Here is a 22,248-nt window from a genome sequence, read left to right on the forward strand (position 1 = left end):
CCTGCACGACCACGGTGGTTTCATGGCCCGGCTCGCCGATCACCATCTCGACGGCCTCGCGGTTGCAGAGTTTCAGCAGCGCGTCGCAGGTCACGCGGCCCTCTTTCTTTGTGCCGCCGGTCAGGTGTTCGACGCCGCCGAGGCTGAGCATCTTGGAGCCGTATTCCGAGGTCATCACATGGCCGATGGGCTCGCCCTCGACCCGCACCACGTCGCGTTCGTGGCCGATATGGCGGTCGGTGTCGATCTTCACCTTGACGCCGCAATAGGAAAAGATCCCCTCGGTCACGACCGTCACCATGTCCACGCCCTCGACCGGCTGGCTGACGATGAAGGGGGCGGGTTTGTAGTCGGGATATGTGGTGCCGGCGCCGACCGCGGTGATGAAGGGGCGGCCGCCCTGCACGATGTCGCCGTCCCAGTCACCGGGGCTGGACCCGGCCAGGAAGGGCACGAGTTTCTGGTCGGTGTGTTCGATCACCGTGAGCGCGTCGAGCCGCACCAGCTGGCCGCCGTGGTTGGCGTAGCGGTCGCAGGCGCCCGAGCGCCCCTCGGCGATGTAGCAGAGCACCGGGCAGGCGTCGCAGCGGATCTTTTCCGGTTTCGGGCGGTCACGTTTCATCGGAGTGCTCTTTGATCGCGGCGCGCAGGCGGGACGGGGTTGCGGGCAGCTCGTACAGGCGCACGCCGCAGGCGTCCCGGATCGCGTTCAGGAGCGCCGGAGCGGTGGGGATCAGCGCGTGTTCGCCCAGGCCCTTGGCCCCGTAGGGACCGTGCGCGTCGGGGTCTTCGACGATGATCGTTTCGATCGGGGGAATGTCGCCGATGGTCGGGATCAGGTAGTCATGCAGGTTCTCGGTGCGGCCGGGAATGTATTCCTCCATCAGCGCCATGCCGAGGCCCTGCGCGATGCCGCCTTCGACCTGGCCTTCGACCAGCATCGGGTTGATCGCCCGGCCCACGTCATGCGCGGCGACGAAACGCAGGGGGGTGACGGTGCCCATGCGGGTATCGACCTCGATCACCGCCAGATGCGCGGCATAGCCGAACTGGGCATAGGGGACGCCCTGGCCGTTTTCGTCCAGCGGGCTGGTGGGCGGATCATAGGTTTCCTCGGCCCTGAGCACATAGCCCTCGGCATCCGGGGGCAGGGGGGCGAGGGGGATCTCGTGGCTGCGGTCGCCGTCGGTGACGCGGATCGCGGCGTCGGCGATGTCGAGCTGCGCTTCGGGGCCGGCATTGACGCGCGACAGGATCTGCGCGCGCAGCGCCTCGCCCGCCAGCTGCGCGGCCTTGCCGGTGACATAGGTCTGGCGCGAGGCCGAGGTCTTGCCCGCGTCCGGGGTCACGTCGGTGTCGGGGCCGATCAGCGCCAGCTGCGCGGCGGGCAGGCCGAGGGCGGTGGCGAAGATCTGGGCGATGACGGTGTTGGCGCCCTGGCCGATATCCGCCGCGCCCTGGTGCAGCACCACGGTGCCGTCGGGGCGGATGCCGGCCTTGATGGTCGAGGGGTTGGGCAGCGATGTGTTGCCGCAGCCGTACCAGCCGGCGGCCACGCCGACCCCGCGCCTGCGGGTCCGGTTTTTGGCGTTGAAGGCGGCGGCGGCCTTGCGTTCCGTCTTCCAGGCCGGTTGCAGGGCCTTGAGGCAGGCGCCGATGCCGACGCCCTGCTCGAAGACCTGGCCGCAGACCGTGGGGGTGCCGGTGTCGAGCGCGTTGGCGATGCGAAACGCCAGCCGGTCGTGGCCCAGGGCGTCGGCGAGGTCGTCGAACAGGCTTTCCTGCGCGATCGCCGCCTGCGGCACGCCGAAGCCGCGAAAGGCGCCGGCGGGCGGGCAATGGGTGTGGATGCCGCGGGCCTCGGCCCGGTAGTCGGTCACGCGGTAGGGGCCCGAGGCATGCACCGGCACCCGGTTGGCGACGGTCGGCCCCCAGCTGGAATAGGCCCCGGTGTTGAACAGCCCCTCGAAGGTCATGCCGCAGAGCTTCCCGTCGCTGGTGGCGCCGATGCGCACGCGCATGTCCGCGGGGTGGCGCTTGGTGGTGGACTGCATCGACTCGGCGCGGCTGTAGGTCAGGCGGACGGGCTGGCCGGTCTTGAGCGCGGCCAGCGCCAGATAGGGCTGCACCGACAGGTCGAGCTTGGCGCCGAAGCCGCCGCCGGTGGCGGTGGCGACGATGCGCACCCGGTCCCGCTCCATGCCCAGGATCTCGGCCAGGCTGTCCCGGTCCATCACCGGGGCCTGGGTGCAGGCGTGAACATGCACGCGGCCGTCCACCACCTCGGCAAAGCCGGCCTCGGGTTCGATATAGGCGTGTTCCACGAAGCCGGTGCGGAACCGGCCCTCGACCACGTGATCGGCGCGGGCCAGCGCGGCCTCGGCATCGCCATGCCGGACGACGCCCGCGGTCATGAGATTGCCGGCGCGGTCCGGATGCAGCAGCGGCGCGTCCCTGGCCATCGCCGCCTCCATCCCGGTGAGCGCATCCCGTTCGGTCCAGGTCACGGGGAAGCTGCGCGGATCGAACCCGGCGATGGCGTCCGGCGTGCCCACGACCGCCGCGACCGCCTCGCCGCGGAACCGGGTCTCGCCAATGGCAAAGACCGGCTGGTCGATGAAGCCGGGGATGGTGCCGAACAGGTTCCGCCCCGGCACGTCCGCCGCCGTCAGCACCGCCGCGATCCCCGGCGTCGCCGCGGCAAAGGCATCGAGATCGCCCAGCCGAAACGCGGCGCGGGCAAAGGGCGCGCGGATCAGACAGATCTCCAGCGTTCCGGCGGGGGCGACATCGTCGCCGAAGATCTCGGTGCCCGTGACCTTGGCCAGCCCGTCCAGACGGGGGATGGCCTCTCCGACCCGGCCCGTACCGGGGTCGGGCGTTGCGGCCTCGCGATAGGTCTGCACCACCGCCTCGACGATCTTGCGATAGCCGGTGCAGCGGCAGAGCACGCCGCCGAGCGCCTCCATCACCGCGTCCTCGTCGGGTCGCAGATCGCGGCGCAGCAGCGCGGTGGCGGCGACCAGCATGCCGGGCGTGCAGATGCCGCATTGGGCGGCGCCGTGGGCGTGGAAGCTGTCGGCCAGCCGCTGCGTCACGGGCTCCTGCCCGACCAACCCGCCCAGAGTCTCGACCGTCCGGCCCGCCGCCTGATGCGCGGGCATCAGGCAGGCGCAGACCGGTTCGCCCTCGACCAGCACGGTGCAGGCGCCGCAATCGCCGGCGTTGCAGCCGATCTTCACGTCGCGGGCGTCCAGACGTTCGCGCAGCGCCTCGGACAGGCGTTCGCCCGGACGGGGGCGGATGGCGACCGCCGCGCCGTTCAGCCGGAACTGGACAAGCTCGTCCTCAACCCGCCAGTCCATCGGCCCCTCCGCTTGCCCGGAGCGCGCGCCGGATCTGTTCGGCCACCGCGTCCAGACGGTAGGCCGCGCTGCCGCGCACATCGTCGATCGGGGCCAGCGGCGCGAGATGGGCCTGGGTGACGGCGACCTCGGACAGGGTCTTGCCGATCATGTCGCGTTCCAGCGCCGTCAGCCGCGTCGCGACCGGCGAACAGGCCCCGACCGCGACGCGCGCCAGCTCGATCCGGCCGTCTTCATCCGTCGCGATCAACGTGGCGGTCATGGCGATGGAAATCACCAGATAGCGCCGCGCGCCCAGCTTTTCGAACCGCCCGACCGCCGTCTTCGGCAGGGGCGGGAGGACCACGGATGTCACCATCTCTCCGGGGGCCAGCGCGGTGGCGCGCACACCGGTGATGAAATCACCCAGCGCGACCGACCGGTTGCCCTGCATCGACGCGATTTCGACCTGCGCATCCAGCGTCAGCAGCGGCGGCACGCCGTCCGCCGCGGGCGAGGCGTTGCACAGATTGCCCGCGACGGTCGCGACATTCTGGATCTGGACGCTGCCGACTTCGCGCGCCGCGGCCCGCAGCCCGTCGAAGGCGGGCGGCAGATCGGCCCGGACGATGTCGCTCCAGCGGGTCGCGGCGCCGATCCGCCAGCCCTCCGCCTGGTGCCGGATCCCGCGCAGCCCGCCGATCCGGGTGATGTCCAGCAGCGTCGCCGCCTCCGGTCCCGGCGGACGGGACGGATAATGGTCGGTGCCCCCGGCCACGATCCGGGCCTCTCCGGAGGCCAGGGCGTCTAGAGCCTCGCTGAGCTCGGTTGGTGCGAAATACCGCAAACAGCCGCCCCTCCCCTGGGTGACCATTCTTGTTTGTATACGAATGATATCGACGGGGATCGATTCGAGTCAATGACGGGCCGGCGGCGACCCGCCCCGCCGGCTGCCTGCAATCAACGGTTGGGACATGCGTGCCGCATGCGCTATCCTTGCCCCATGTTTACACAGCTTCGGATCGGACATCTCATGAAACAGCTTCCTGCCCTCGCCGCCCTGTGCCTCGGCCTTTCCGCCGCACCCGTCCTCGCCCAGGACGCCTGCCCGTGGGCAAGCGGCGAATACGCCTTCAAGGATCACGGCATATACGGCGATTTCACCGTGAATGCCGACTGCACCCAGCTGGTCTGGAGCCGCCTGAGCGACGCCCCGGAAACCTCCGGGCTGGAACGGTCGAAGAACGGCTGGAAGGGGTCGCTGGAACGGGCGGATTTCGAGCTGCTGGAGAACGGCCACAACCTGCGGATCACGGGACAGGGCGGCGCGATGCGCCAGACCCGTGCGGAGCGGATGAACTGACCGGGTGCATCGTGCGCCTGCGGCGCGCTCTTTTCGTTTTTTTGTTGAGGGACGCTGTCCCTCAAACTCCCTGGGGTATTTGAAACCAGAAAGAAGCAGGGGGTTTTTGCCGCTTCTTTCTGGTCCCAAATACCCCGGGGTGAATTGCCCGAAGGGCAAGAGGGGCAGCGCCCCTTTCCATGCGGCATCGGAGCGTTATGCTGGCGCATCGAAGCCGGCATCCCTGGAGGTCGCTGCCCGTGATCGAACTGCGTGATCTGCAACTTCTGAGCGCCCTGGCGCGGCATCGCCATTTCGCCAAGGCGGCCGAGGATTGCGGGATTTCGCAGCCCGCCTTTTCGATGCGCATCCGCAATCTCGAGGAGCGGCTGGGTCTGACCATCGTGCGCCGCGCCAACCGGTTTCAGGGGCTGACCGAAGAGGGCGAGATGATCGTGCGCCGGGCGCGGCGCATTCTGGGGGACACCAAGGCGCTGGAGCAGGAGGTGGCCTCGATCCGGGGCGAGATCTCGGGCGCGCTGATTCTGGGGGTGATCCCGACCGCCCTGGCGTTCACCGGGCGGCTGGTGCGGCGGCTGCACCAGGCCCATCCGCGGATCTTGGCGCGGATCGACTCGATGTCCTCGACCGCGATCCAGCAGGGGCTGGACGACGGCACCATCGATGCCGGCATCACCTATGGCGACAGCATCGGCACCGACCTGCGCCATGTGCAGCCGCTGTACGAGGAAAGCTATGTGCTGCTGGTGCCTGCGCACATGACCGGCGAGACCGGCGCGATTCCCTGGGCGCGGGTGGCGGAGTTTCCCCTGTGCCTGCTGGAGCCGCAGATGCAGAACCGGCGGATTCTGGACCGCATCTTTGCCGAGCTGGGGCTGCATCCGCGCGTGGTGGCCGAGACCAGCGGGTTTACCGCCGCCATGGTGATGGCGCGCGAGGGGTTGGCGGCCGCCGTGGTGCCGCGGGTTCTGATCCGGGCGCTGGGCGATCTGGCGGGCACGCGGGCGCTGCCGCTGGTCGAACCGGAGGTGTCGAAACCGATCTGTCTGGCGACGCTGGAGCGCGACCCGGAGCTGCCGACGGTGGCGGCGCTGCGGCGGGTGGTGTCCTCCTTGCGGTGATAATCTGTCGTTATCGTGCAATCGGGATTTGCGATTTGACGATATGATTGGCTGATGAGAGACGGAGGCGTCAGTCGGAGGGCATCATGGCACCATTGGATACCAAGCCGTCAGGCGACCAGAAGGGCGTCTGGAAGTCAGGGAAGGGCAAGGGGCGGCGCACGCCCAAGGGCCGTCAGTTCACGGACGAGGCGCTGGCCGAGGTGCAGCGGCTGCTGGGCGACCGCCCCCGCCGGCGCGACCTGCTGATCGAGTTTCTGCATCTGATTCAGGACGAACACGGGCATCTGTCGGCGGATCATCTGTGCGCGCTGGCGGCCGAGATGAAGATCGGACAGGCCGAGGTCTATGAGACCGCCACCTTCTATGCCCATTTCGACGTTGTGAGGGAGGGCGAGCTGCCGCCGCCCGCGCTGACCATCCGGGTCTGCGATTCCCTCAGCTGCGAGATGGCGGGGGCGCAGGCGCTGAAGCAGGCGCTGGAGGACGGGCTGGATCCGTCGCAGGTGCGCGTGCTGCGGGCGCCCTGCATGGGCCGCTGCGACACCGCGCCGGTTCTGGAGATCGGGCACAACCATATCGACCATGCCACCCCCGAAAAGGTCGCGGCCGCCATTGCCGCCGGAGACACCCATGCGCATCTGCCGGATTACGAGGGGTTCGCGGCCTATGCCGGGAACGGCGGATACGAGACGCTGAAGGCGCTGCGCGCGGGCGGCGACTGGGAAGCGGTGCAGGAGCGGATCCTTGCCTCGGGCCTGCGCGGGCTGGGCGGCGCGGGTTTTCCGTCGGGCAGGAAATGGGGCTTCGTCCGCATGAATCCCGGGCCGCGCTATCTGGCCGTCAACGGCGACGAGGGCGAGCCGGGCACGTTCAAGGACCGCTATTACCTAGAGCGTACGCCGCATGTGTTTCTGGAGGGGATGCTGATCGCCGCCTGGGCGGTCGAGGCCGAAACCTGTTTCATCTACATGCGCGACGAATACCCGGCGGTGCTGGAAATCCTGCGCCGCGAGATCGCCGCGCTGGAAAAGGCCGGGATCGTGGCCGAGGGCTATATCGACCTGCGCCGGGGCGCGGGGGCCTATATCTGCGGCGAAGAAAGCGCGATGATCGAGTCGATCGAGGGCAAGCGCGGCCTGCCGCGGCATCGCCCGCCCTTCGTGGCGCAGGTCGGTGTCTTTGGCCGCCCCACGCTGGTGCAGAATGTCGAAACGCTGCACTGGGTCGCACGGGTCTGCCGCGAAGGGCCGGAGGTTCTGAATTCGGTCGAGAAGAACGGGCGCAAGGGGCTGCGCAGCTATTCGGTCTCGGGCCGGGTCGCCAGGCCGGGCGTCTATCTGCTGCCAGCGGGCTCGACCATTCTGGACGTGATCGACGCCGCCGGGGGCATGGCCGAGGGGCACGTCTTCAAGGCGTATCAACCGGGTGGGCCGTCGTCGGGTCTTCTCCCCGCTTCGATCGACGACGTTCCGCTCGACTTCGACACGCTGCAGCCGCTGGGGACGTTCATCGGCTCGGCGGCGGTGGTGGTGCTGTCGGATCAGGACACCGCCCGCGATGCGGCGCTGAACATGCTGCGGTTCTTCGAGGACGAAAGCTGCGGCCAGTGCACGCCCTGCCGGGCGGGCTGCGAGAAGGCGGTGAAGCTGATGGAGGCCGAGACCTGGGATACCGACCTGCTGGAGGATCTGTGCCAGGTGATGGCCGATGCCTCGATCTGCGGTCTGGGACAGGCGGCCCCGAACCCGATCCGGCTGGTGATGAAGCACTTTGCCGACGAAATCAAAGGCTGAAGGAGAGGGATGAGCCATGCTTGACGCAAGCGAAACCAGAACCGTCACCTTCAGCCTGAACGGCGAAGACGTGACCGTGCCCGAGGGCTGGACCATCTGGGAGGCGGCGCAGGGCCGGGGGCTGGTGATCCCGCATCTGTGCCACAAGCCGGCGCCGGGCTATCGCCCCGACGGCAACTGCCGGGCCTGCATGGTCGAGGTCGAGGGCGAGCGCACGCTGGTCGCCTCGTGCATCCGGCCCGTCGCCGAGGGGATGGTGGTCAGGACCGATACGGAGCGGGCCGAGAAGTCGCGCGCGCTGGTGATGGAACTGCTGGTCGCGGATCAGCCCGAGGTGGCGCATGACGCCTCGTCGCATTTCTGGGACATGGCCGGGCTGAACGGCGTGAGCGACAGCCGGTTCCCGGCGAAGGAGCCGGAGAAGATCCCGCTCTTGGACGACAGCCATGTGGCGATGCGGGTCAATCTGGACGCCTGCATCCACTGCAACCTCTGCGTCCGCGCCTGCCGCGAGGTGCAGGTCAACGACGTGATCGGCATGGCCGGGCGGGGCCACCTGGCGCAGATCGTGTTCGACCAGAACGACCCGATGGGCGCGTCCACCTGCGTCGCCTGCGGCGAGTGTGTGCAGGCCTGTCCGACCGGTGCGCTGATGCCGGCCACGGTGCTGGACGACCGGCAGCACGGCGACAGCAAGGACTATGACCGCGAGGTGCAGTCGGTCTGCCCGTTCTGCGGCGTCGGCTGCCAGCTGTCCTTCAAGATCAAGGATGACAAGATCAAGTATGTCGAGGGCGTCGATGGCCCGGCCAACGAGAACCGGCTGTGCGTCAAGGGCCGGTTCGGCTTCGATTACGTCGATCACCCGCATCGCCTGACCAGACCGCTGATCCGCAAGGACGGCGCGCCCAAGGGGCTGAACGTGGACCCGGCCAACCCGTTCACCCATTTCCGCGAGGCGAGCTGGGACGAGGCGCTGGATTTCGCCGCCAAGGGGCTGGCCGATCTGCGGGCCGAGAAGGGCACCTATGTGGCCGGGTTCGGCTCGGCCAAATGCTCGAACGAGGAGGCGTATCTGTTCCAGAAGCTGATCCGGCAGGGTTTCGGCCACAACAACGTGGATCACTGCACGCGGCTGTGCCATGCCTCGTCGGTGGCGGCGCTGCTGGAGAATGTCGGGTCCGGCGCGGTGACGGCCACCTTCAACGAGATCGAGAACGCCGATGTGGCCATCGTGATCGGGGCCAACCCGATCGAGAACCATCCGGTCGCGGCCACCTATTTCAAGCAGTTCGCCAAGCGCGGCGGCAAGCTGATCGTGTGCGATCCGCGCGGCGTGGGGCTGGGCAAGTTCGCCAGCCACCGCCTGCTGTTCAAGCCGGGCGGCGACGTGTCGATGCTGAACGCGATGATGAACGTCATCGTCGAGGAAGAACTGTACGATGCCGAGTACGTCGCGCAGTTCACCGAGAACTGGGAGGAGATGAAGGCCCATCTGGCCGACTACACGCCCGAGAAGATGGCGCCGATCTGCGGCATCGAGCCCGAGGTTCTGCGCGATGCCGCCCGCACCTTTGCCAGGGGCAAGGCCGGAATGATCTTTTGGGGCATGGGAGTCAGCCAGCACATCCACGGCACCGACAATTCGCGCTGCCTGATTTCGCTGGCCCTGATGACCGGCAATGTCGGCAAGCCCGGCTCGGGCCTGCATCCGCTGCGCGGGCAGAACAACGTGCAGGGCGCGTCGGATGCAGGGCTGATTCCGATGTTCCTGCCGGATTACCAGTCGGTGACGGATGACGGCGTGCGGTCGGCCTTTGCCAAGGTCTGGGAGAGCGGCGACTTTTCCAGCCAGAAGGGTCTGACCGTGGTCGAGATCATGGAGGCGATCCATGCCGGCGACATCCGGGGCATGTACATCCTGGGCGAAAACCCGGCCATGTCGGACCCGGACGTGGATCACGCCCGCGCGGCGCTGGCCAAGCTGGAGCATCTGGTGGTGCAGGACATCTTTCTGACCGAGACCGCCAACTATGCCGACGTGATCCTGCCCGCCAGCGCCTGGGCGGAAAAGACCGGCACCGTCACCAACACCAACCGGCAGGTGCAGATGGGCCGGCCGGCGGTGGCGCCGCCGGGCGAGGCGCGCGAGGACTGGTGGATCGAGGTCGAGCTGGCCAGGCGGCTGGGCCTGAACTGGAGCTACACGCACCCGCGCGAGGTGTTTGCCGAGATGAAGCTGAACATGGGGTCGCTGGACAACATCACCTGGGAGCGTCTGGAAAGCGAGGCGGTCACCTATCCGTCGCTGTCGCCGCAGGATCCCGGCCAGGCCATCGTGTTCGGCGACGGCTTTCCGCGCCCGAACGGGCGCGCCCGGTTCACCCCGGCCAGCATCGTGGAGCCGGACGAGCGCCCGGACGCGGAGTATCCGTTCGTCCTGATCACCGGCCGCCAGCTGGAACACTGGCATACCGGCTCGATGACGCGGCGCTCGAAAGTGCTGGATTCGGTGGAGCCCGAGGCCAACTGTTCGATGAACCCCAGGACGCTGCGGCGTCTGGGGCTGGAGCCGGGCGACACGATCCGGCTGACCACCCGCCGGGGATCGGTCAAGGTGATGGTCCGGGCCGACCGGGCGATTGCCGAGGACAACGTGTTCCTGCCGTTTGCCTATGTCGAGGCGGCGGCGAACATCCTGACCAACCCGGCGCTGGACCCCTATGGCAAGATCCCCGAGTTCAAGTATTCGGCGGTCCGCATCGAAAAGGCGCAAGCCATCGCTGCGGAGTGATCCTCCCTCCGCCGGCTGAGGGGCGGCTCTGCGGAGCCGCCCTTTTTTGTGTCCGGGGCCGGTCTGCGGCCTGCCATCTTGGCCGCCGCTGCGCTAGGCTGCGCAAAACGCCAACTGGAGGACGCCCATGCCACGCCGTTTCGTCGATCTGTCCGTGCCGCTGGAGACCGGCATCGTCTCCGATCCGCCGATCATGCTGCCGGAGATCGAGTACATGACCCATGACCAGACCGCCGAGCAGGTGATGGCGTTCTTTCCGGGTCTGAAGAAGGACGACCTGCCGGGGGGCGAGGGCTGGGCCATCGAACGGCTGCGGATCGCCACCCATAACGGCACCCATCTGGACGCGCCCTATCACCACCATTCGACCATGAACAGGGGCGAACGGGCGATCACCATCGACGAGGTGCCGCTGGAGTGGTGCCTCAATCCGGGCGTGAAGCTGGATTTCCGCCATTTCGAGGATGGGTACGTGGTGACGGCAAAGGATGTGGAGGCGGAGCTGGCGCGGATCGGGCACGACCTGCGGCCGCTGGACATCGTGGTGGTCAACACCGCGGCCGGAACCCACTACGGGCAGCCGGATTACCTGATGAAAGGCTGCGGCATGGGGCGCGAGGCGACGCTGTACCTGACCGAACGCGGCGTGCGCGTGACCGGCACCGACGCCTGGAGCTGGGACGCACCGTTTCCGCTGACCGCGCGGCACTACGCGGAAACCGGCGATCCGTCGATCATCTGGGAAGGGCACCGGGCGTCGATGGAGATCGGGTATTGCCACATGGAAAAGCTCACCAACCTGGAAGACCTGCCGCCGACTGGGTTCGAGATCTCCTGCTTCCCGTTCAAGATCAAGGGCGCGTCGGCGGGATTCATCCGTGCCGTCGCCATTTTCGAGGACTGAGCGGGTCGCGGGACAGGAGGGCACCATGTCAGGGAACACCCAACCCCCGTCCGGCCATGACGGGCCGTATCCGGCGCCGGTCGAGGTGCGGGGATTCACCGTCCGGCGGGACTGGATCGACTATAACGGCCACATGAATGTGGGCTATTACGGCGTGGCCTTCGACGAGGCGCTGGAACAGGTGATGGTCGAGCATCTGGGCCTGGGCGGCGTGCAGGTCGAGGCCACGGGCGAGGGTCCGTACATGATCCAGTCGCATCTGCACTTCCTGCGGGAATTGCGCGAGGGGGAGCGGTTCTATTGCCGGTTGCGGCTGCTCGATGCCGACGGCAAGCGGGGGCACTATTTCTCGCAGATGCATGCCGAAGCCGACGATGCGCTCTGCGCCACGCAAGAGGGGCTGTTCATCAACGTGAGCCACGCGACCGGCCGTTCGGCCCCCTATCCGGACTGGGCGGCGGCGCGGCTGGCGCGGATGGTGGCGGATCACGCGGCACTGGAACCCGCGCCGCAGATCGGCCAGCCCATCGGGATTCGCAGGACTTAGGCAAGGCAGCTAGCGCCCGATGGCGTAAGCCTGCATCAGCCGGGGCGTGGCGGCGGCGCGCAGCGTCCCGTCCGGGGCGCGGCTGGCGGCGGTGAGGCGGCCGATGGTCCAGGGGTCGGCCACCTCGACCGCATGGCCGCGTGCGCGCAGATCGGCGATCACGTCTTCGCCGAAGCCGGGTTCGACCATCAGGTGGCCGGGACGCGCGTCGCGGGGATAGAACGAGCTTTGGAAATGGGCGGTGTGGAACAGCGGGGCGTCGATCGCCGCCTGCAGGTTCGGCTGCCCGAGGATCAGCCGCAGCAGGAAGATCAGCTGCCACTGGTCCTGCTGATCGCCGCCCGGCGTGCCGAAGGCCAGTTCGGCGCCGTCCGGCCGCCGGGCCATCGAGGGCGACAGGGTGGTGCGCGGGCGGCGGCCGGGGGCAAGCGAGGTGGGCAAGCCTTCGTCCAGCCAGAACATCTGCGCCCGCGTGTTGAGCGGCATGCCCAGCCCCGGCACCACCGGCGAGGATTGCAGCCAGCCGCCCGACGGCGTGGCCGAGACCATGTTGCCCCAGCGGTCGATCACGTCCAGATGCACGGTGTCGCCGCGTTTCTCGGTCAGATGCGCCATCGTCGGCTCGCCCGCGCCGATGGCGTCCTGCGCGGCATAGGTCTCGGCGGCGCGGGCGATGGCGGCGTCGGCCCAGGCCTCGTGGCCGGGCAGGCGGCCGGGGCGCTGTTCGGTCGAGGCGGTGGCCGCGATCAAGCCGCGCCGGCCCTGCGCATAGGCGTCCGAGAGCAGGCGGTCGATCGGGATTTCCACGTGGTCCGGGTCGCCGTAATACGCCTCGCGGTCGGCAAAGGCGAGTTTCATGGCTTCGGTGACGAGGTGCACGAACCCGGCATCGCCTGCGGTGTCCAGATCGAAGCCCGAGAGCAGGTTCAGCGCCTGCAGCAGGGCCGGACCCTGGGTCCACGGCCCGCATTTCCAGACGGTCCAGCCGTGGGAATGCCCGGTCAGCGGCGGTTCGCAGCTGGCCTGCCAGTTGGCCATGTCGTCGCCGGTCAGAACCCCCTTGCGCCGCTGTCCCGCCGCATCCATCACGCAGGCGTCGCGCAGGTAGCGGTCGATGGCTTCGGCGACGAAGCCCCGGTAGAAGGCGGCGCGGGCGCGGTCGATCTGCGCCTGGCGCTCGGATGTCGTTTCGGCCTCGCGCAGCAGCCGGTCCCAGGTGTCGGCCAGTTGCGGGTTGCGCATCAGGGCGCCGGGTTGCGGCGCCGCGCCAGCGGGCAGCCAGGTGTCGAAGGAGGTCGGCCATTCGGCGCGGAAGAACCCGGCCAGCCCGGCAATGGTGTGCGCCACCCGCGGCAGGCAGGGGTGGCCCTTGGCGGCATAGTGGATCGCCGGCTCGAGTATGTCGCGCAGGGGCAGGGTGCCGTGATCGCGCAGCAGGATCATCCATGCGTCGAACGCGCCGGGGATCACCGTGGCCAGCAGGCCCGAGCCGGGGATGCGGCGCAGGCCCTCGGACCGGTAATGGGCGATGGTGGCGCGGGCGGGCGCCGTGCCCTGGCCGCAGATCACCGTCGGCCGGTCGTCCCCGGCAGGTTTGATCAGCATCGGCAGGTCGCCCAGCGGGCCGTTCAGGTGCGGTTCGACCACCTGCAGGGCAAAGCCGGTTGCGGCGGCGGCGTCGAAGGCGTTGCCGCCGCGTTCCAGGATGCGCATGCCGACGGCGCTGGCGATCCAGTGGGTGCTGGCGACGACGCCGAAGGTGCCGGCGATTTCGGGGCGGGTGGTGAAGGTCATGGAGGCTCGCGCTGCTGTTGCAGCGATCCTGCACGGCCTTGGCGCGGGGTCAAGCCGCCGAGGGCAGTTCGGGCTCGGCGGTTTCGGCTCCGGTCTTCAGCACCAGTGTGCAGCCCGAAAACCAGTCCAGGCAGGCCTCGGCCATTTCGCGCGCGGCGGTGAGGTCGGAAAAGCGGACCGACCAGGCCGCGCTGCCGGTCGTGCCCGGAAGGGTCACGACATAGCTGCTTCCGTCCCGTGCGATTTCGACGATCACTGACGCCTCCCCCATGGTCACGCGCCGGATCTAGCCGCGGTCTGTGTAGGAGATTTGTCGGATGCGTGTCGGTTTCGTGAACCTGTCGCGCGCGGCGTCAGTAGTCGCGTTCGAAGAAGATGCCGACGCCGGTGTCGCCCTGGCCATCCACCGTGCCCCGGACGGTGACGCTGTCAGAGACGTCGAGGTTGAGGTTCACCTCGGTCTCGCCCTTGGTGTTGACGGTGAAATCGGTATAGAGCCGGTCGCCCAGATAGGCCCCGGCCCCCAGCAGGCCGCCGCCGCCCGATGCGGCCCCGACCGACACGGTGTCGAGGCCGGTTTCGTCCCGCACGCCCCGGGTCGCATCGCCGCCGACGCCGCTGAGCTGCGCCAGCGAGGCCGCCATCTGGGCGATGACGAAGGGCGACAGCTGCGAATATTCGTTGCCGAACAGCAGCAGGGCCAGCGCCTCTTCCGGCGGGCGTTCGGGGTCGGAGTAAACCTCGACGGTGGGCGCGTCCAGCGGGCCGGAGATTTCGATGGTCGCGGTGCCGTCCGAGGTGGTGGCGGTGGAGGCGAATTCGACATAGGGCGTCAGGTCGCCCTGCAGCGACACGATGCCCTTCGTCAGCGTCAGGCGGCGGGCCAGGATGTCGAAGGTGCCGCGGATCAGGTCGATCTGGCCGGAGGGGATCACCGACCGGGTGGTGCCGCCGATATGGATCTTGCCGCCCAGCTCGGCGTTGACGCCGCGGCCGCGGACGAAGACCCGGTTGGGCGCCAGCAGGCTGATGTCGAGCGCGATGCGCGAGGCTTCGCCCTCTCGGTTGCCGGTCTCGATCAGATTGGCGCGGACGAGGGTGGCGAAGACCGGCGGGGTCTCCCCGACATTCGTCATCGGCGGGATCGGGGCCGCCCCGACCGCGCCGCCGGCCGCGGCGAGGTTGATGTTGGTGTCGCTGAACTGGATCTGGCCGGCCAGCGCGCTGTTGCCGGCCAGCGGTCCGGAGAAGACCAGCTGGCCGTTCAGGGTGGTTTCGAACAGGCGCTGGTCGGTCAGCACGAACTGGTTGATCGCGGTCGTGATCTGGCCCCGGAACGGCGGCGTGAGCGCGACCGGCCCGGAAACCGTCAGGCCGCCGCTGGCCGCGCTGTCGCCGTTCAGCGCGATGGTGGCGGTGCCGTTGGCCAGCGTGACGCTGCCGCGGATGTTGCGCAGGGCCTGGCCTGCCTCGGGGATGGCGATGCTGGTGCCGGAGGTGGTGACGGTGCCGGACAGGGCGTTCAGCCCCGGCTTGCCCCTGAGCGCCAGATCGAACTGGGCTGCGCCGGCGATGCTGTTGGGCGAGATGTATTTGTTGACGAGGCCGATATTGACGCCGCCGCTGGCCGTCAGATCGGCGGTGCCGGCGCTTTCGTCGTAGGTTCCGGCGACCTTGGTGCGGATGCTGGCGGGGCCGGTGGCGTCGGCGTCCACGGTCCATACGCCGTTCTTGCGCCTGGCCGTTCCCTTGGCGGTGGCCGAACCGGGGAAATCCGGGGCGAAGCGCTCCATCCGGTCGAGCCGTGCGTCGAAGACGAAATCGGCATCGCCCCCGGTGTCGGCGGTGCCCACGAGATTGGCATAGGAGGTGTCGGGGCCGGTCAGGCGGATATCGCCCTTGATGCCGGTCCCGGTGGGGGTCACGTCGCCTGCGAGCGTGAGCGGACCGGTGACGGTGGTGGATATGCGCGCCAGGTTGTCCAGCGCCGCCGAGACCGTGAGGCTGCCATTAGCTTCCCTCAAGTCGCCCTGGGCGCTGGCGGTGAGCGCGGTTCCGTTCAGCCGGAAATCGCGGATGTCCAGCCCCTGAACGTCGCGGGCCGCGTTCACGTCGAGCGTGGTGCGCCCGCCGATCAGCGCGTCGATCTTGTCGAGACCGGTGCTGAGGTCGTCGGCGTCCAGATCGAGGCTGAGATCGAAAAGCCGGGACCGGACCGCGGCGCTGCCCTGCGCCCTGGCCGTGACGGCGCCGCCGAGATTCATTCCTGCGAGGTTGGAAAAGACCGACAGGTCGGGCACGTCGAGCCTGGCGCTGCCGTCCAGCGACAGCGCGCCGGCGGGGTCGGTGACGGTGCCGACCACATCCGCCGTCAGCACCTTGGCATCGACCACGGCCTTGCGGATGGTGATGCGGTCGTCCGCGCGCGCCGCGTCCAGCGAGAGGGCGGTCCTGCCCGCGATCAGCGGGTCGATGTCGGCCAGTCCGGTTCTGAGATTGCGCCCCTCGATTTCGGCCTGGGCGTCGAATTCGAGGGTTTCGACGGTGCCGGTCCCCGTGACGTTCGCCTCGAGCGCGCCGCCCAGATCGTATCCGGCGAGGCCGGAGAACACCGACAGGTCGGGCGTGTCGAGCTTGGCGCTGCCGTCCAGCGACAGCGCGCCGAAGGGATCGGTGACGGTGCCGACGACATCCGCCTTGACGGTGTCCGCATCGACCACGGCCTTGCGGATGGTGATGCTGTCGCCGTCGCGGGCGGCGTCCAGCGAGATGGCGGCGTTTCCGGCGATGATCGGGTCGATCTCGGCGATTCCGGTTCTGAGATTCCGTCCGCTCAGATCGGCGCGGGCGTCGAATTGCAGGGTTTCGAGGGAACCGATGGTGCCGGAGCCTTCGACCGTGGCCTCCAGCGCACCGCCCAGATCGCGGCCGGCGAGACCGGAAAACACCGACAGATCGTCGGTCTTGGCGGTGGCGTTGCCGTTGACGGTGAGTTTGCCGCCGGGCTGGGTGACGGTCGCGGCCGCTTCGGCGGTCAGGGCCGGGCCGTCGATCGTCGCCTTGCGGATGGTGAGGCCGGTGCCGTCCCGCACCGCGTCCACGGCGATGAGGGTCTCACCGACGATCATCGGGTCGATGTCGTCGCGGCCCGTCGCAAGGTCTTGTCCCGTGGCGCGGAGCTGGCCGTCGAAACTGCCGCCCAGCGGCGAGCCCTTGCCGGTCAGTTCGGCGTCTATGCTGCCTTCGAGCTCCATCCCCGCCAGGCCGGAGAAGCGCGACAGGTCCGCCGCCGTCAGCGCGGCCGATCCGTCCAGCGCAAAACCGGTGTCGAGCCCGTCGATCACCGTGTCGGTCTTGACCGTGTAGTCCGAGCCGACGAGTTCCACGTTGGACAGTTGCAGGCTCCGGTCGTCGTGCAGCCCGAAGGCGCCGTCGAGCGTCACGCGGCTTCCGACCGCTTGTTGCAGGGCCGCGTCGGCGAAGGCGGCCCCATCGACGATGGCCTGCACGTCGCCGTCCAGTTGCAACCGGTCGCCCTGGACCAGCGTGCCTTGGGCGGTGAGGCGGGTGCGGGCCAGTTGCACCTGGGGCGTCGTGAGATCGCGGGCGGTCAGGCTGAGATCCCAGTGATTGCCATTGGCCCGATCGAACAGCGCCGAAAGCTGCGCCGCCCGCAGGGTGGTGCGCGGGTCCGCGATGGGCAGGACGACGGATTGCCCGGCGGGGGGCGTGATCCGGCCCTGCAGCGCCGCCCTGTCCAGCGCGCCGCCGGCGGCGAGGCTGAGTTCGCCCTTGAGCCGCAGCGCCTCGGTCGTCAATTCGAAGTCGGGAATGTCGAGCGCGCCGTCGGGGCTGGTGCTGCCGTTCAGGACCAGCCGGGTGTCGGGGCCAAAAAACGGGTCGAACGGTTCGGCCAGCAGGGGCGTGACATCGCCGCCGAGATCGGCCGAGAACCGGATACCCCCGGCGGTTTCGCTGCTTTCGGCCGGGTCGGCGCCGCGCAGGCGCACCTGCCCGGTCACGCGGTCGGTGCCGTCGGAGGCCAGCGCGATGTCGGCGGTGAAATCGGTGATCGGCCCCTGGCCCCTGGCGGTCAGGCGCAGGGGCGGCTGGCCGGGGATCCGGAGCGCGGTCGAGACCAGGCCGCCCGCATCCTCGACGAAAGTCACGTCCAGCCCGATCTGCTGGCCTTCGTTCTGGAAACTGGCGGTCAGGCTGACCGAGTCCCCGGCGCGGTCCAGCCGGTCGATGTCGAGATTGCTGCTGAGCGAGCCGTCGGCCAGCGACAGCGCCCCGTTCACCGACAGGTCGGCGGCCAGGCCGATCACCGGCTGGCCCAGCGACAGTTTGGCGACGCTGAGATCTCCGATTTCGACGGAGACGGGAAGTTCCGGCACCTGGAACGGCCTGGCTTCGGGGGTCGGAAGCTCGTCGGGCTCGGTCGTCGGCTCGGGCCTGCGGGCGATCATGATTTCGCCCGCCGTCAGTTCGTTGACCGAGAAGCGGCCGCGCAGCAGCGCCAGCCGGTTCCAGTCGAGCACGGCGTCGTTGATGGTCAGCCAGACGCCGGTATCGTCGGACACGGTGATCTGCTGGATGGTGGCGCGCGCGCTCAAGGCGCCTTGCAGCCCGGTGACGCGGATGTTGCGGCCTTCGCCCGACAGGGTGTTCTGCAGGAAATCCACCAGCAGCCCGCCGCTCTCCTCCTGCTCGTCCTGGGCCCGGACCGGCAGCGGCGCTGCGCTGAGTGCGGCGGCGAGGCAGAGAGGATATGCGAGCCTGTGGGTCAAAACGCCTGTCCGATCCCGATGTAGAATTGCAGCCCGTCCCCGGTGTCGCCCTGCACCGGATAGGCCAGGTCGAACCGCAACGGGCCGAACCCACCGATATCATAGCGCACGCCGATGCCGGCGCCAGAATGCGAGGCGGATTCGCCGGTGGCGAACGAGGCGCTGTCCACCGCGCCATAGTCGTAGAAGCCGACCAGCGAGAGGTTCTTGGTCACACGCCCGCGCACCTCGGCGGAGAGGCCCAGAAACGACCGGCCGCCGGCGACGCCGGTGCCGACCGGGATGCCGAGGCTCTCGAAGGGCTGGCCGCGCACGGTGCCGGCGCCGCCCGAGAAGAACAGGAAGTCGGGGGTGACGTCATCGGCCGGCGGCCCCATGACCGAGCCGACCTGGATGCGGCCCGCCAGAACCAGATTGCCGCCGGTCCCCAGATCCCAGTAGCCGCGGCCATCGGCATAGACCCGCAGGCCGGAATCGGCGCCGGAGAACCCCATGAACGGCATGGCGCGCGCGTCCAGGTAGAACCCCCGCGTGGCGCTCACCTTGCTGTCGCGCCGGTCCCATTCGGTGCGGAAGGGCAGCACCACGTACCGGAACTTGCGCCCGTCGCCATAGGCGTCGTCGGAATCGGAATAGTGCACGCCCAGCCATGCCTCGGCATAGAGCCGGTCGGAAAAGGTCCGGCGGGCACCATAGCCCAGAAGCCCGATGGTCACGTTGTAGTGGGTGCGGTTCCGCCGTTCGAGCTGGGCGATGTAGAAGGTGCTGTCGTCCGGCCCCAGCCGCGCCGGTTCGTCGAGGCGGAAGCCGATGCGGCCGTCGATATCCTCGGTGCCGCCGATGTTGCGGATGCTGGCCTCGAACCGGAACCGTTCGGCATTGCCGAACAGGTTGCGGTGAATCCAGGTGGTGCTGACATCCAGCCCCTCGCGCGACGAGATCTCGACGCCGAAGGTGAACCGCCGCTTGGGCAGGTCTTCGAAATTCGCGTCGAAATCCAGCGTTCCGTCGGGGTTCGGGGTTTCCTGTTCCTGTATCGAGACGACCGAGAACGCGCCGGTGCGGCGCAGGCGGGTGCCGACTTTCTGGATCTGTTCGGGCGAATAGACCTCGCCCGCGGGAAAACCCGCGATCTTTCGGATGGCCTCGGGGCGCACGTCGCTGTCGCCGTGGATGAACATCTCGCCGAAGGTCAGCTTCGGACCCGGCAGCAGCTCGATCTCGGCGTCCAGCTGCGCCTGCGGGTGGCGGGCCACGATCCTCTGGTTGCCGATCTCGGCCTTGGCGTGGCCCTGATTCCGCCATTCGGTGACGCCGTTCTGGGTGGCGTCCTGCAGAACCGCGGTCGAGGCCAGACCGCCGGGCCGGAACGCGTCGGGCAGTTCGGTGCCGGGGGCCAGCGGCGCGACGACGGCCGTGCCGAAGCGGAACGGCGGCCCGGTCTGAACCGCGATGTCGATTCGGTTGACCTGTTTGGGGGTGTTCAGCGGGTCGATATCGGCGGCTTCGCGCCCGTCGATCCGGATGTTGACGACCGGGCTGAAGAACCCTTCGTCATAGAGGATCTGGACGATCGTCCGGTAGTCGGACAGTGCGCCGGACAAAAGCTCCAGCGGCGTGTCCAGCCCGCGGGATTCGGCGGTCAGCACCGAGGAGGTTTCCTCGATCCTCTCCCGCAGCTCCTTGGAGGCTCCGGGCGCGGTCAGGGTGGTTTCGAGCGCAAGCGCCAGCCCCGGCATCATGGCCGTGCAGATCGTGAGGAGCCCGCCTTGCAGGGCAGTCCACGGTCTGGTCAATGTCATTGCTCGGTCCCCGACTGCTCGAACCTGCCCCAAGGGTTTCGTGCGCCAAGGCGGCCCCGTCGCACCGTCCCTGACAGTTAGAACACCTGACAGGAGCGATGAAAAGGAATTTTGCGCCCCGCCGGACGGCAATCGGGCCGGGACAGGCGGCAGGACGCAAGAAAACCGGCCGGCGCAGGTTTGGCCGAATGCCCGCGCCGCATCACCGGTTTGACAGGCCGGATTTCTGAGCCATGACTCCCTCGACGCCGGGAAAGACCGTGCGCTTCGTCGCCACGGCTTGCGTCTTGTGCGTCAGCATCGGTTCGACCGTCCGTATCCAAGTCTTGAAGGCATCCGGCTCCACATGGGCCTTGTCCGCCGCCTCGTTGCGATAGACCTCGAAGACATGGAACCGGTCGGGGTCGGTAACATTCGCCAGCATCTGGAACCGGAACGCGCCTTCTTCGCCGCCGATGACGCTCTTGGCCAGTGAAAGGCTGGCCTCGATGACGGCGCCCCCGGCGTTCGGGGCGGACCTGGACGGCAAGGAAACCGGCAAGCATCGACCCGGCCATCGGATCCTCCAATCCGGGATGCGTTGTGATCCCGGCACCTGTCCTGGCGGAACGCCCGTCGCCTTGCAGGCGAAGTCCGCGCACAGCCGGCCGCCCGGCGCCCGGCCCGCTGGCGTCAGCCGCTGTCGCCGGCGGCCCGGAACCAGCGCACGATGGCGGCCCGGTCCTCGGGCTCCATATAGGTCACGTTCGCGGGCGGCATGGCATGGGTGATCCCGGACTGCAGATAGATGTCGCGGGCGTTGCGGGCGATGTCGGTCTCGGTTTCCAGCAGGACGCCCTTGGGCGCCCACAGAATGCCCTCCCAGACCGGTTCGCGGGCGTGGCACATCGAGCAGCGCCCCAGCACCACGTCATGCGCCTCGGCAAAGCCGGGCGCGGCGGCAAAGCGCTCCTCGTAGGGGGTCAGCGGCTGCGCCTCGGCCTCTTCGACCGGCTTGTACATCGGCGCGGTCGAGAGCCACATGATCGCGATGAACAGCAGCGCGGTCGCCAGCCAGGTCCAGGTCGGGTTGCCGGCGCGGGCGTGAATGGTGTTGAAATAGTGCCGGATCGTCACGCCCATCAGGAAGACCAGGCTGGCGATGATCCAGTTGTACTCGGTCGCGAAGGCCAGCGGGTAGTGGTTGCTGAGCATCAGGAACAGCACCGGCAGCGTCAGATAGTTGTTGTGGGTCGATCGCAGCTTGGCGATCTTGCCGTATTTCGGATCGGGCGTGCGCCCGGCCTTGAGGTCGTCCACCACGATGCGCTGGTTGGGCATGATGACAAAGAACACGTTCGCGGTCATGATCGTGGCGGTGAAGGCGCCCAGATGCAGCATCATGGCGCGGCCGGTGAAGATCTGGTTGTAGCCCCAGCCCATCGCCACCAGCAGCACGAAGAGCAGCAGCATCAGCAGGGTCGGCCGCTCGCCCAGCCCGGATTTGCAGAGATAGTCATAGACGAGCCAGCCGATGGTCAGCGACGCCGCCGAGATCAGGATGCCCTGCCACAGCGCCAGATCGGCCTTTTCGGCGTCGATCAGATACAGCTCGCCGCCGACCCAGTAGACGATCATCAGCAGCGCCGCGCCGCTGAGCCAGGTCGAATAGCTCTCCCATTTGAACCAGGTCAGGTGATCCGGCATCCGTTCCGGAGCGACGAGGTATTTCTGGATGTGATAGAACCCGCCGCCATGCACCTGCCATTCCTCGCCATGCGCGCCCAGCGGCAGATCGGGCGTCTTGCGCAGGCCCAGGTCCAACGCGATGAAATAAAAGGACGATCCGATCCAGGCGATCGCGGTGATCACGTGCAGCCAGCGGACGGCGAAGGCGGTCCAATCCCAGAACACGGCAAAGTCGTACATGCGTAGCACTCCGATAGATTGGCGCCAGACTAGGCAAAGGCCATTTTCTTCGGTATTGCCATATATTGCCAAGCTGTATCAAAAA

The 22,248-nt window shown here is 68.4% G+C and carries 14 protein-coding genes and 1 pseudogene; 6 read left to right on the forward strand and 9 right to left on the reverse strand.

Annotation, left to right across the window (positions count from 1 at the left end):
• From AC2FNJ_RS17655 to AC2FNJ_RS17665, 3 genes and pseudogenes are all read right to left on the reverse strand, one after another.
• A pseudogene (locus tag AC2FNJ_RS17655) lies at positions 1 to 622 on the reverse strand (6-hydroxynicotinate reductase); the annotation flags it as partial.
• On the reverse strand, positions 612 to 3,365 hold the full coding sequence (locus AC2FNJ_RS17660) for a molybdopterin-dependent oxidoreductase (RefSeq protein ID WP_496766070.1): 2,754 nt from the start codon (positions 3,363 to 3,365) through the stop codon (positions 612 to 614). The pseudogene AC2FNJ_RS17655 and the gene AC2FNJ_RS17660, both read right to left, overlap by 11 nt.
• Complete coding sequence (locus AC2FNJ_RS17665; protein ID WP_496766072.1) at positions 3,349 to 4,191, reverse strand: FAD binding domain-containing protein; 843 nt, start codon at positions 4,189 to 4,191, stop codon at positions 3,349 to 3,351. The genes AC2FNJ_RS17660 and AC2FNJ_RS17665 overlap by 17 nt, the downstream gene beginning before the upstream one ends.
• A gap of 186 nt (positions 4,192 to 4,377) precedes the next feature.
• On the opposite strand from AC2FNJ_RS17665, the gene AC2FNJ_RS17670 reads away from it, so the two are divergent.
• From AC2FNJ_RS17670 to AC2FNJ_RS17695, 6 genes are all read left to right on the forward strand, one after another.
• Complete coding sequence (locus AC2FNJ_RS17670; RefSeq protein ID WP_496766074.1) at positions 4,378 to 4,707, forward strand: hypothetical protein; 330 nt, start codon at positions 4,378 to 4,380, stop codon at positions 4,705 to 4,707.
• Positions 4,708 to 4,946: 239 nt separating this feature from the next.
• A complete protein-coding gene (locus AC2FNJ_RS17675) occupies positions 4,947 to 5,828 on the forward strand; it encodes a LysR family transcriptional regulator (RefSeq protein WP_496766076.1) in 882 nt (293 codons plus the stop codon).
• An 86-nt stretch (positions 5,829 to 5,914) separates the two neighbouring features.
• Positions 5,915 to 7,624: an NAD(P)H-dependent oxidoreductase subunit E gene (locus AC2FNJ_RS17680; RefSeq protein ID WP_496766078.1), complete on the forward strand. Its 1,710-nt coding sequence runs from the start codon at positions 5,915 to 5,917 to the stop codon at positions 7,622 to 7,624.
• 16 nt (positions 7,625 to 7,640) lie between these two features.
• Positions 7,641 to 10,418: a formate dehydrogenase subunit alpha gene (gene fdhF, locus AC2FNJ_RS17685; protein WP_496766080.1), complete on the forward strand. Its 2,778-nt coding sequence runs from the start codon at positions 7,641 to 7,643 to the stop codon at positions 10,416 to 10,418.
• A 127-nt stretch (positions 10,419 to 10,545) separates the two neighbouring features.
• A complete protein-coding gene (locus AC2FNJ_RS17690) occupies positions 10,546 to 11,322 on the forward strand; it encodes a cyclase family protein (protein ID WP_496766082.1) in 777 nt (258 codons plus the stop codon).
• Positions 11,323 to 11,347: 25 nt separating this feature from the next.
• A complete protein-coding gene (locus tag AC2FNJ_RS17695; RefSeq protein ID WP_496766084.1) occupies positions 11,348 to 11,869 on the forward strand; it encodes a thioesterase family protein in 522 nt (173 codons plus the stop codon).
• 9 nt (positions 11,870 to 11,878) lie between these two features.
• On the opposite strand, the gene AC2FNJ_RS17700 is transcribed toward AC2FNJ_RS17695, so the two are convergent.
• The 6 genes from AC2FNJ_RS17700 to AC2FNJ_RS17725 all read right to left on the reverse strand — a co-directional run bounded on the left by AC2FNJ_RS17700 (position 11,879) and on the right by AC2FNJ_RS17725 (position 22,163).
• A complete protein-coding gene (locus AC2FNJ_RS17700; RefSeq protein ID WP_496766086.1) occupies positions 11,879 to 13,663 on the reverse strand; it encodes a gamma-glutamyltransferase family protein in 1,785 nt (594 codons plus the stop codon).
• A 49-nt stretch (positions 13,664 to 13,712) separates the two neighbouring features.
• On the reverse strand, positions 13,713 to 13,934 hold the full coding sequence (locus tag AC2FNJ_RS17705; RefSeq protein ID WP_496766088.1) for a hypothetical protein: 222 nt from the start codon (positions 13,932 to 13,934) through the stop codon (positions 13,713 to 13,715).
• 82 nt (positions 13,935 to 14,016) lie between these two features.
• Positions 14,017 to 18,453, reverse strand: coding sequence for a translocation/assembly module TamB domain-containing protein (locus tag AC2FNJ_RS17710; RefSeq protein WP_496766090.1), 4,437 nt, complete (start codon positions 18,451 to 18,453; stop codon positions 14,017 to 14,019).
• The gene (locus tag AC2FNJ_RS17715; protein ID WP_496766092.1) at positions 18,450 to 20,255 is read right to left on the reverse strand and encodes an autotransporter assembly complex protein TamA; all 1,806 of its coding nucleotides are present in this window, start codon (positions 20,253 to 20,255) and stop codon (positions 18,450 to 18,452) included. The genes AC2FNJ_RS17710 and AC2FNJ_RS17715 overlap by 4 nt, the downstream gene beginning before the upstream one ends.
• Before the next feature lie 202 nt (positions 20,256 to 20,457).
• Complete coding sequence (locus AC2FNJ_RS17720) at positions 20,458 to 20,796, reverse strand: putative quinol monooxygenase (RefSeq protein WP_496766094.1); 339 nt, start codon at positions 20,794 to 20,796, stop codon at positions 20,458 to 20,460.
• Between the two features lie 131 nt (positions 20,797 to 20,927).
• Complete coding sequence (locus tag AC2FNJ_RS17725; RefSeq protein ID WP_496766095.1) at positions 20,928 to 22,163, reverse strand: urate hydroxylase PuuD; 1,236 nt, start codon at positions 22,161 to 22,163, stop codon at positions 20,928 to 20,930.
• Positions 22,164 to 22,248: the final 85 nt, after the last annotated feature.

Source organism: Ruegeria sp. BHSB196, assembly GCF_059613135.1.

What these genes read in the sequence shown, in the direction of transcription:
- AC2FNJ_RS17680 (WP_496766078.1), top strand. Translation starts at nt 5,915, where the DNA reads ATGGCACCATTGGATACCAAGCCGTCAGGCGACCAGAAGGGCGTCTGG.
- AC2FNJ_RS17700 (WP_496766086.1), bottom strand. Translation starts at nt 13,663, where the DNA reads ATGACCTTCACCACCCGCCCCGAAATCGCCGGCACCTTCGGCGTCGTC.
- AC2FNJ_RS17670 (WP_496766074.1), top strand. Translation starts at nt 4,378, where the DNA reads ATGAAACAGCTTCCTGCCCTCGCCGCCCTGTGCCTCGGCCTTTCCGCC.
- AC2FNJ_RS17695 (WP_496766084.1), top strand. Translation starts at nt 11,348, where the DNA reads ATGTCAGGGAACACCCAACCCCCGTCCGGCCATGACGGGCCGTATCCG.
- AC2FNJ_RS17690 (WP_496766082.1), top strand. Translation starts at nt 10,546, where the DNA reads ATGCCACGCCGTTTCGTCGATCTGTCCGTGCCGCTGGAGACCGGCATC.
- AC2FNJ_RS17705 (WP_496766088.1), bottom strand. Translation starts at nt 13,934, where the DNA reads ATGGGGGAGGCGTCAGTGATCGTCGAAATCGCACGGGACGGAAGCAGC.
- AC2FNJ_RS17715 (WP_496766092.1), bottom strand. Translation starts at nt 20,255, where the DNA reads ATGACATTGACCAGACCGTGGACTGCCCTGCAAGGCGGGCTCCTCACG.
- AC2FNJ_RS17725 (WP_496766095.1), bottom strand. Translation starts at nt 22,163, where the DNA reads ATGTACGACTTTGCCGTGTTCTGGGATTGGACCGCCTTCGCCGTCCGC.
- AC2FNJ_RS17660 (WP_496766070.1), bottom strand. Translation starts at nt 3,365, where the DNA reads ATGGACTGGCGGGTTGAGGACGAGCTTGTCCAGTTCCGGCTGAACGGC.
- fdhF (WP_496766080.1), top strand. Translation starts at nt 7,641, where the DNA reads ATGCTTGACGCAAGCGAAACCAGAACCGTCACCTTCAGCCTGAACGGC.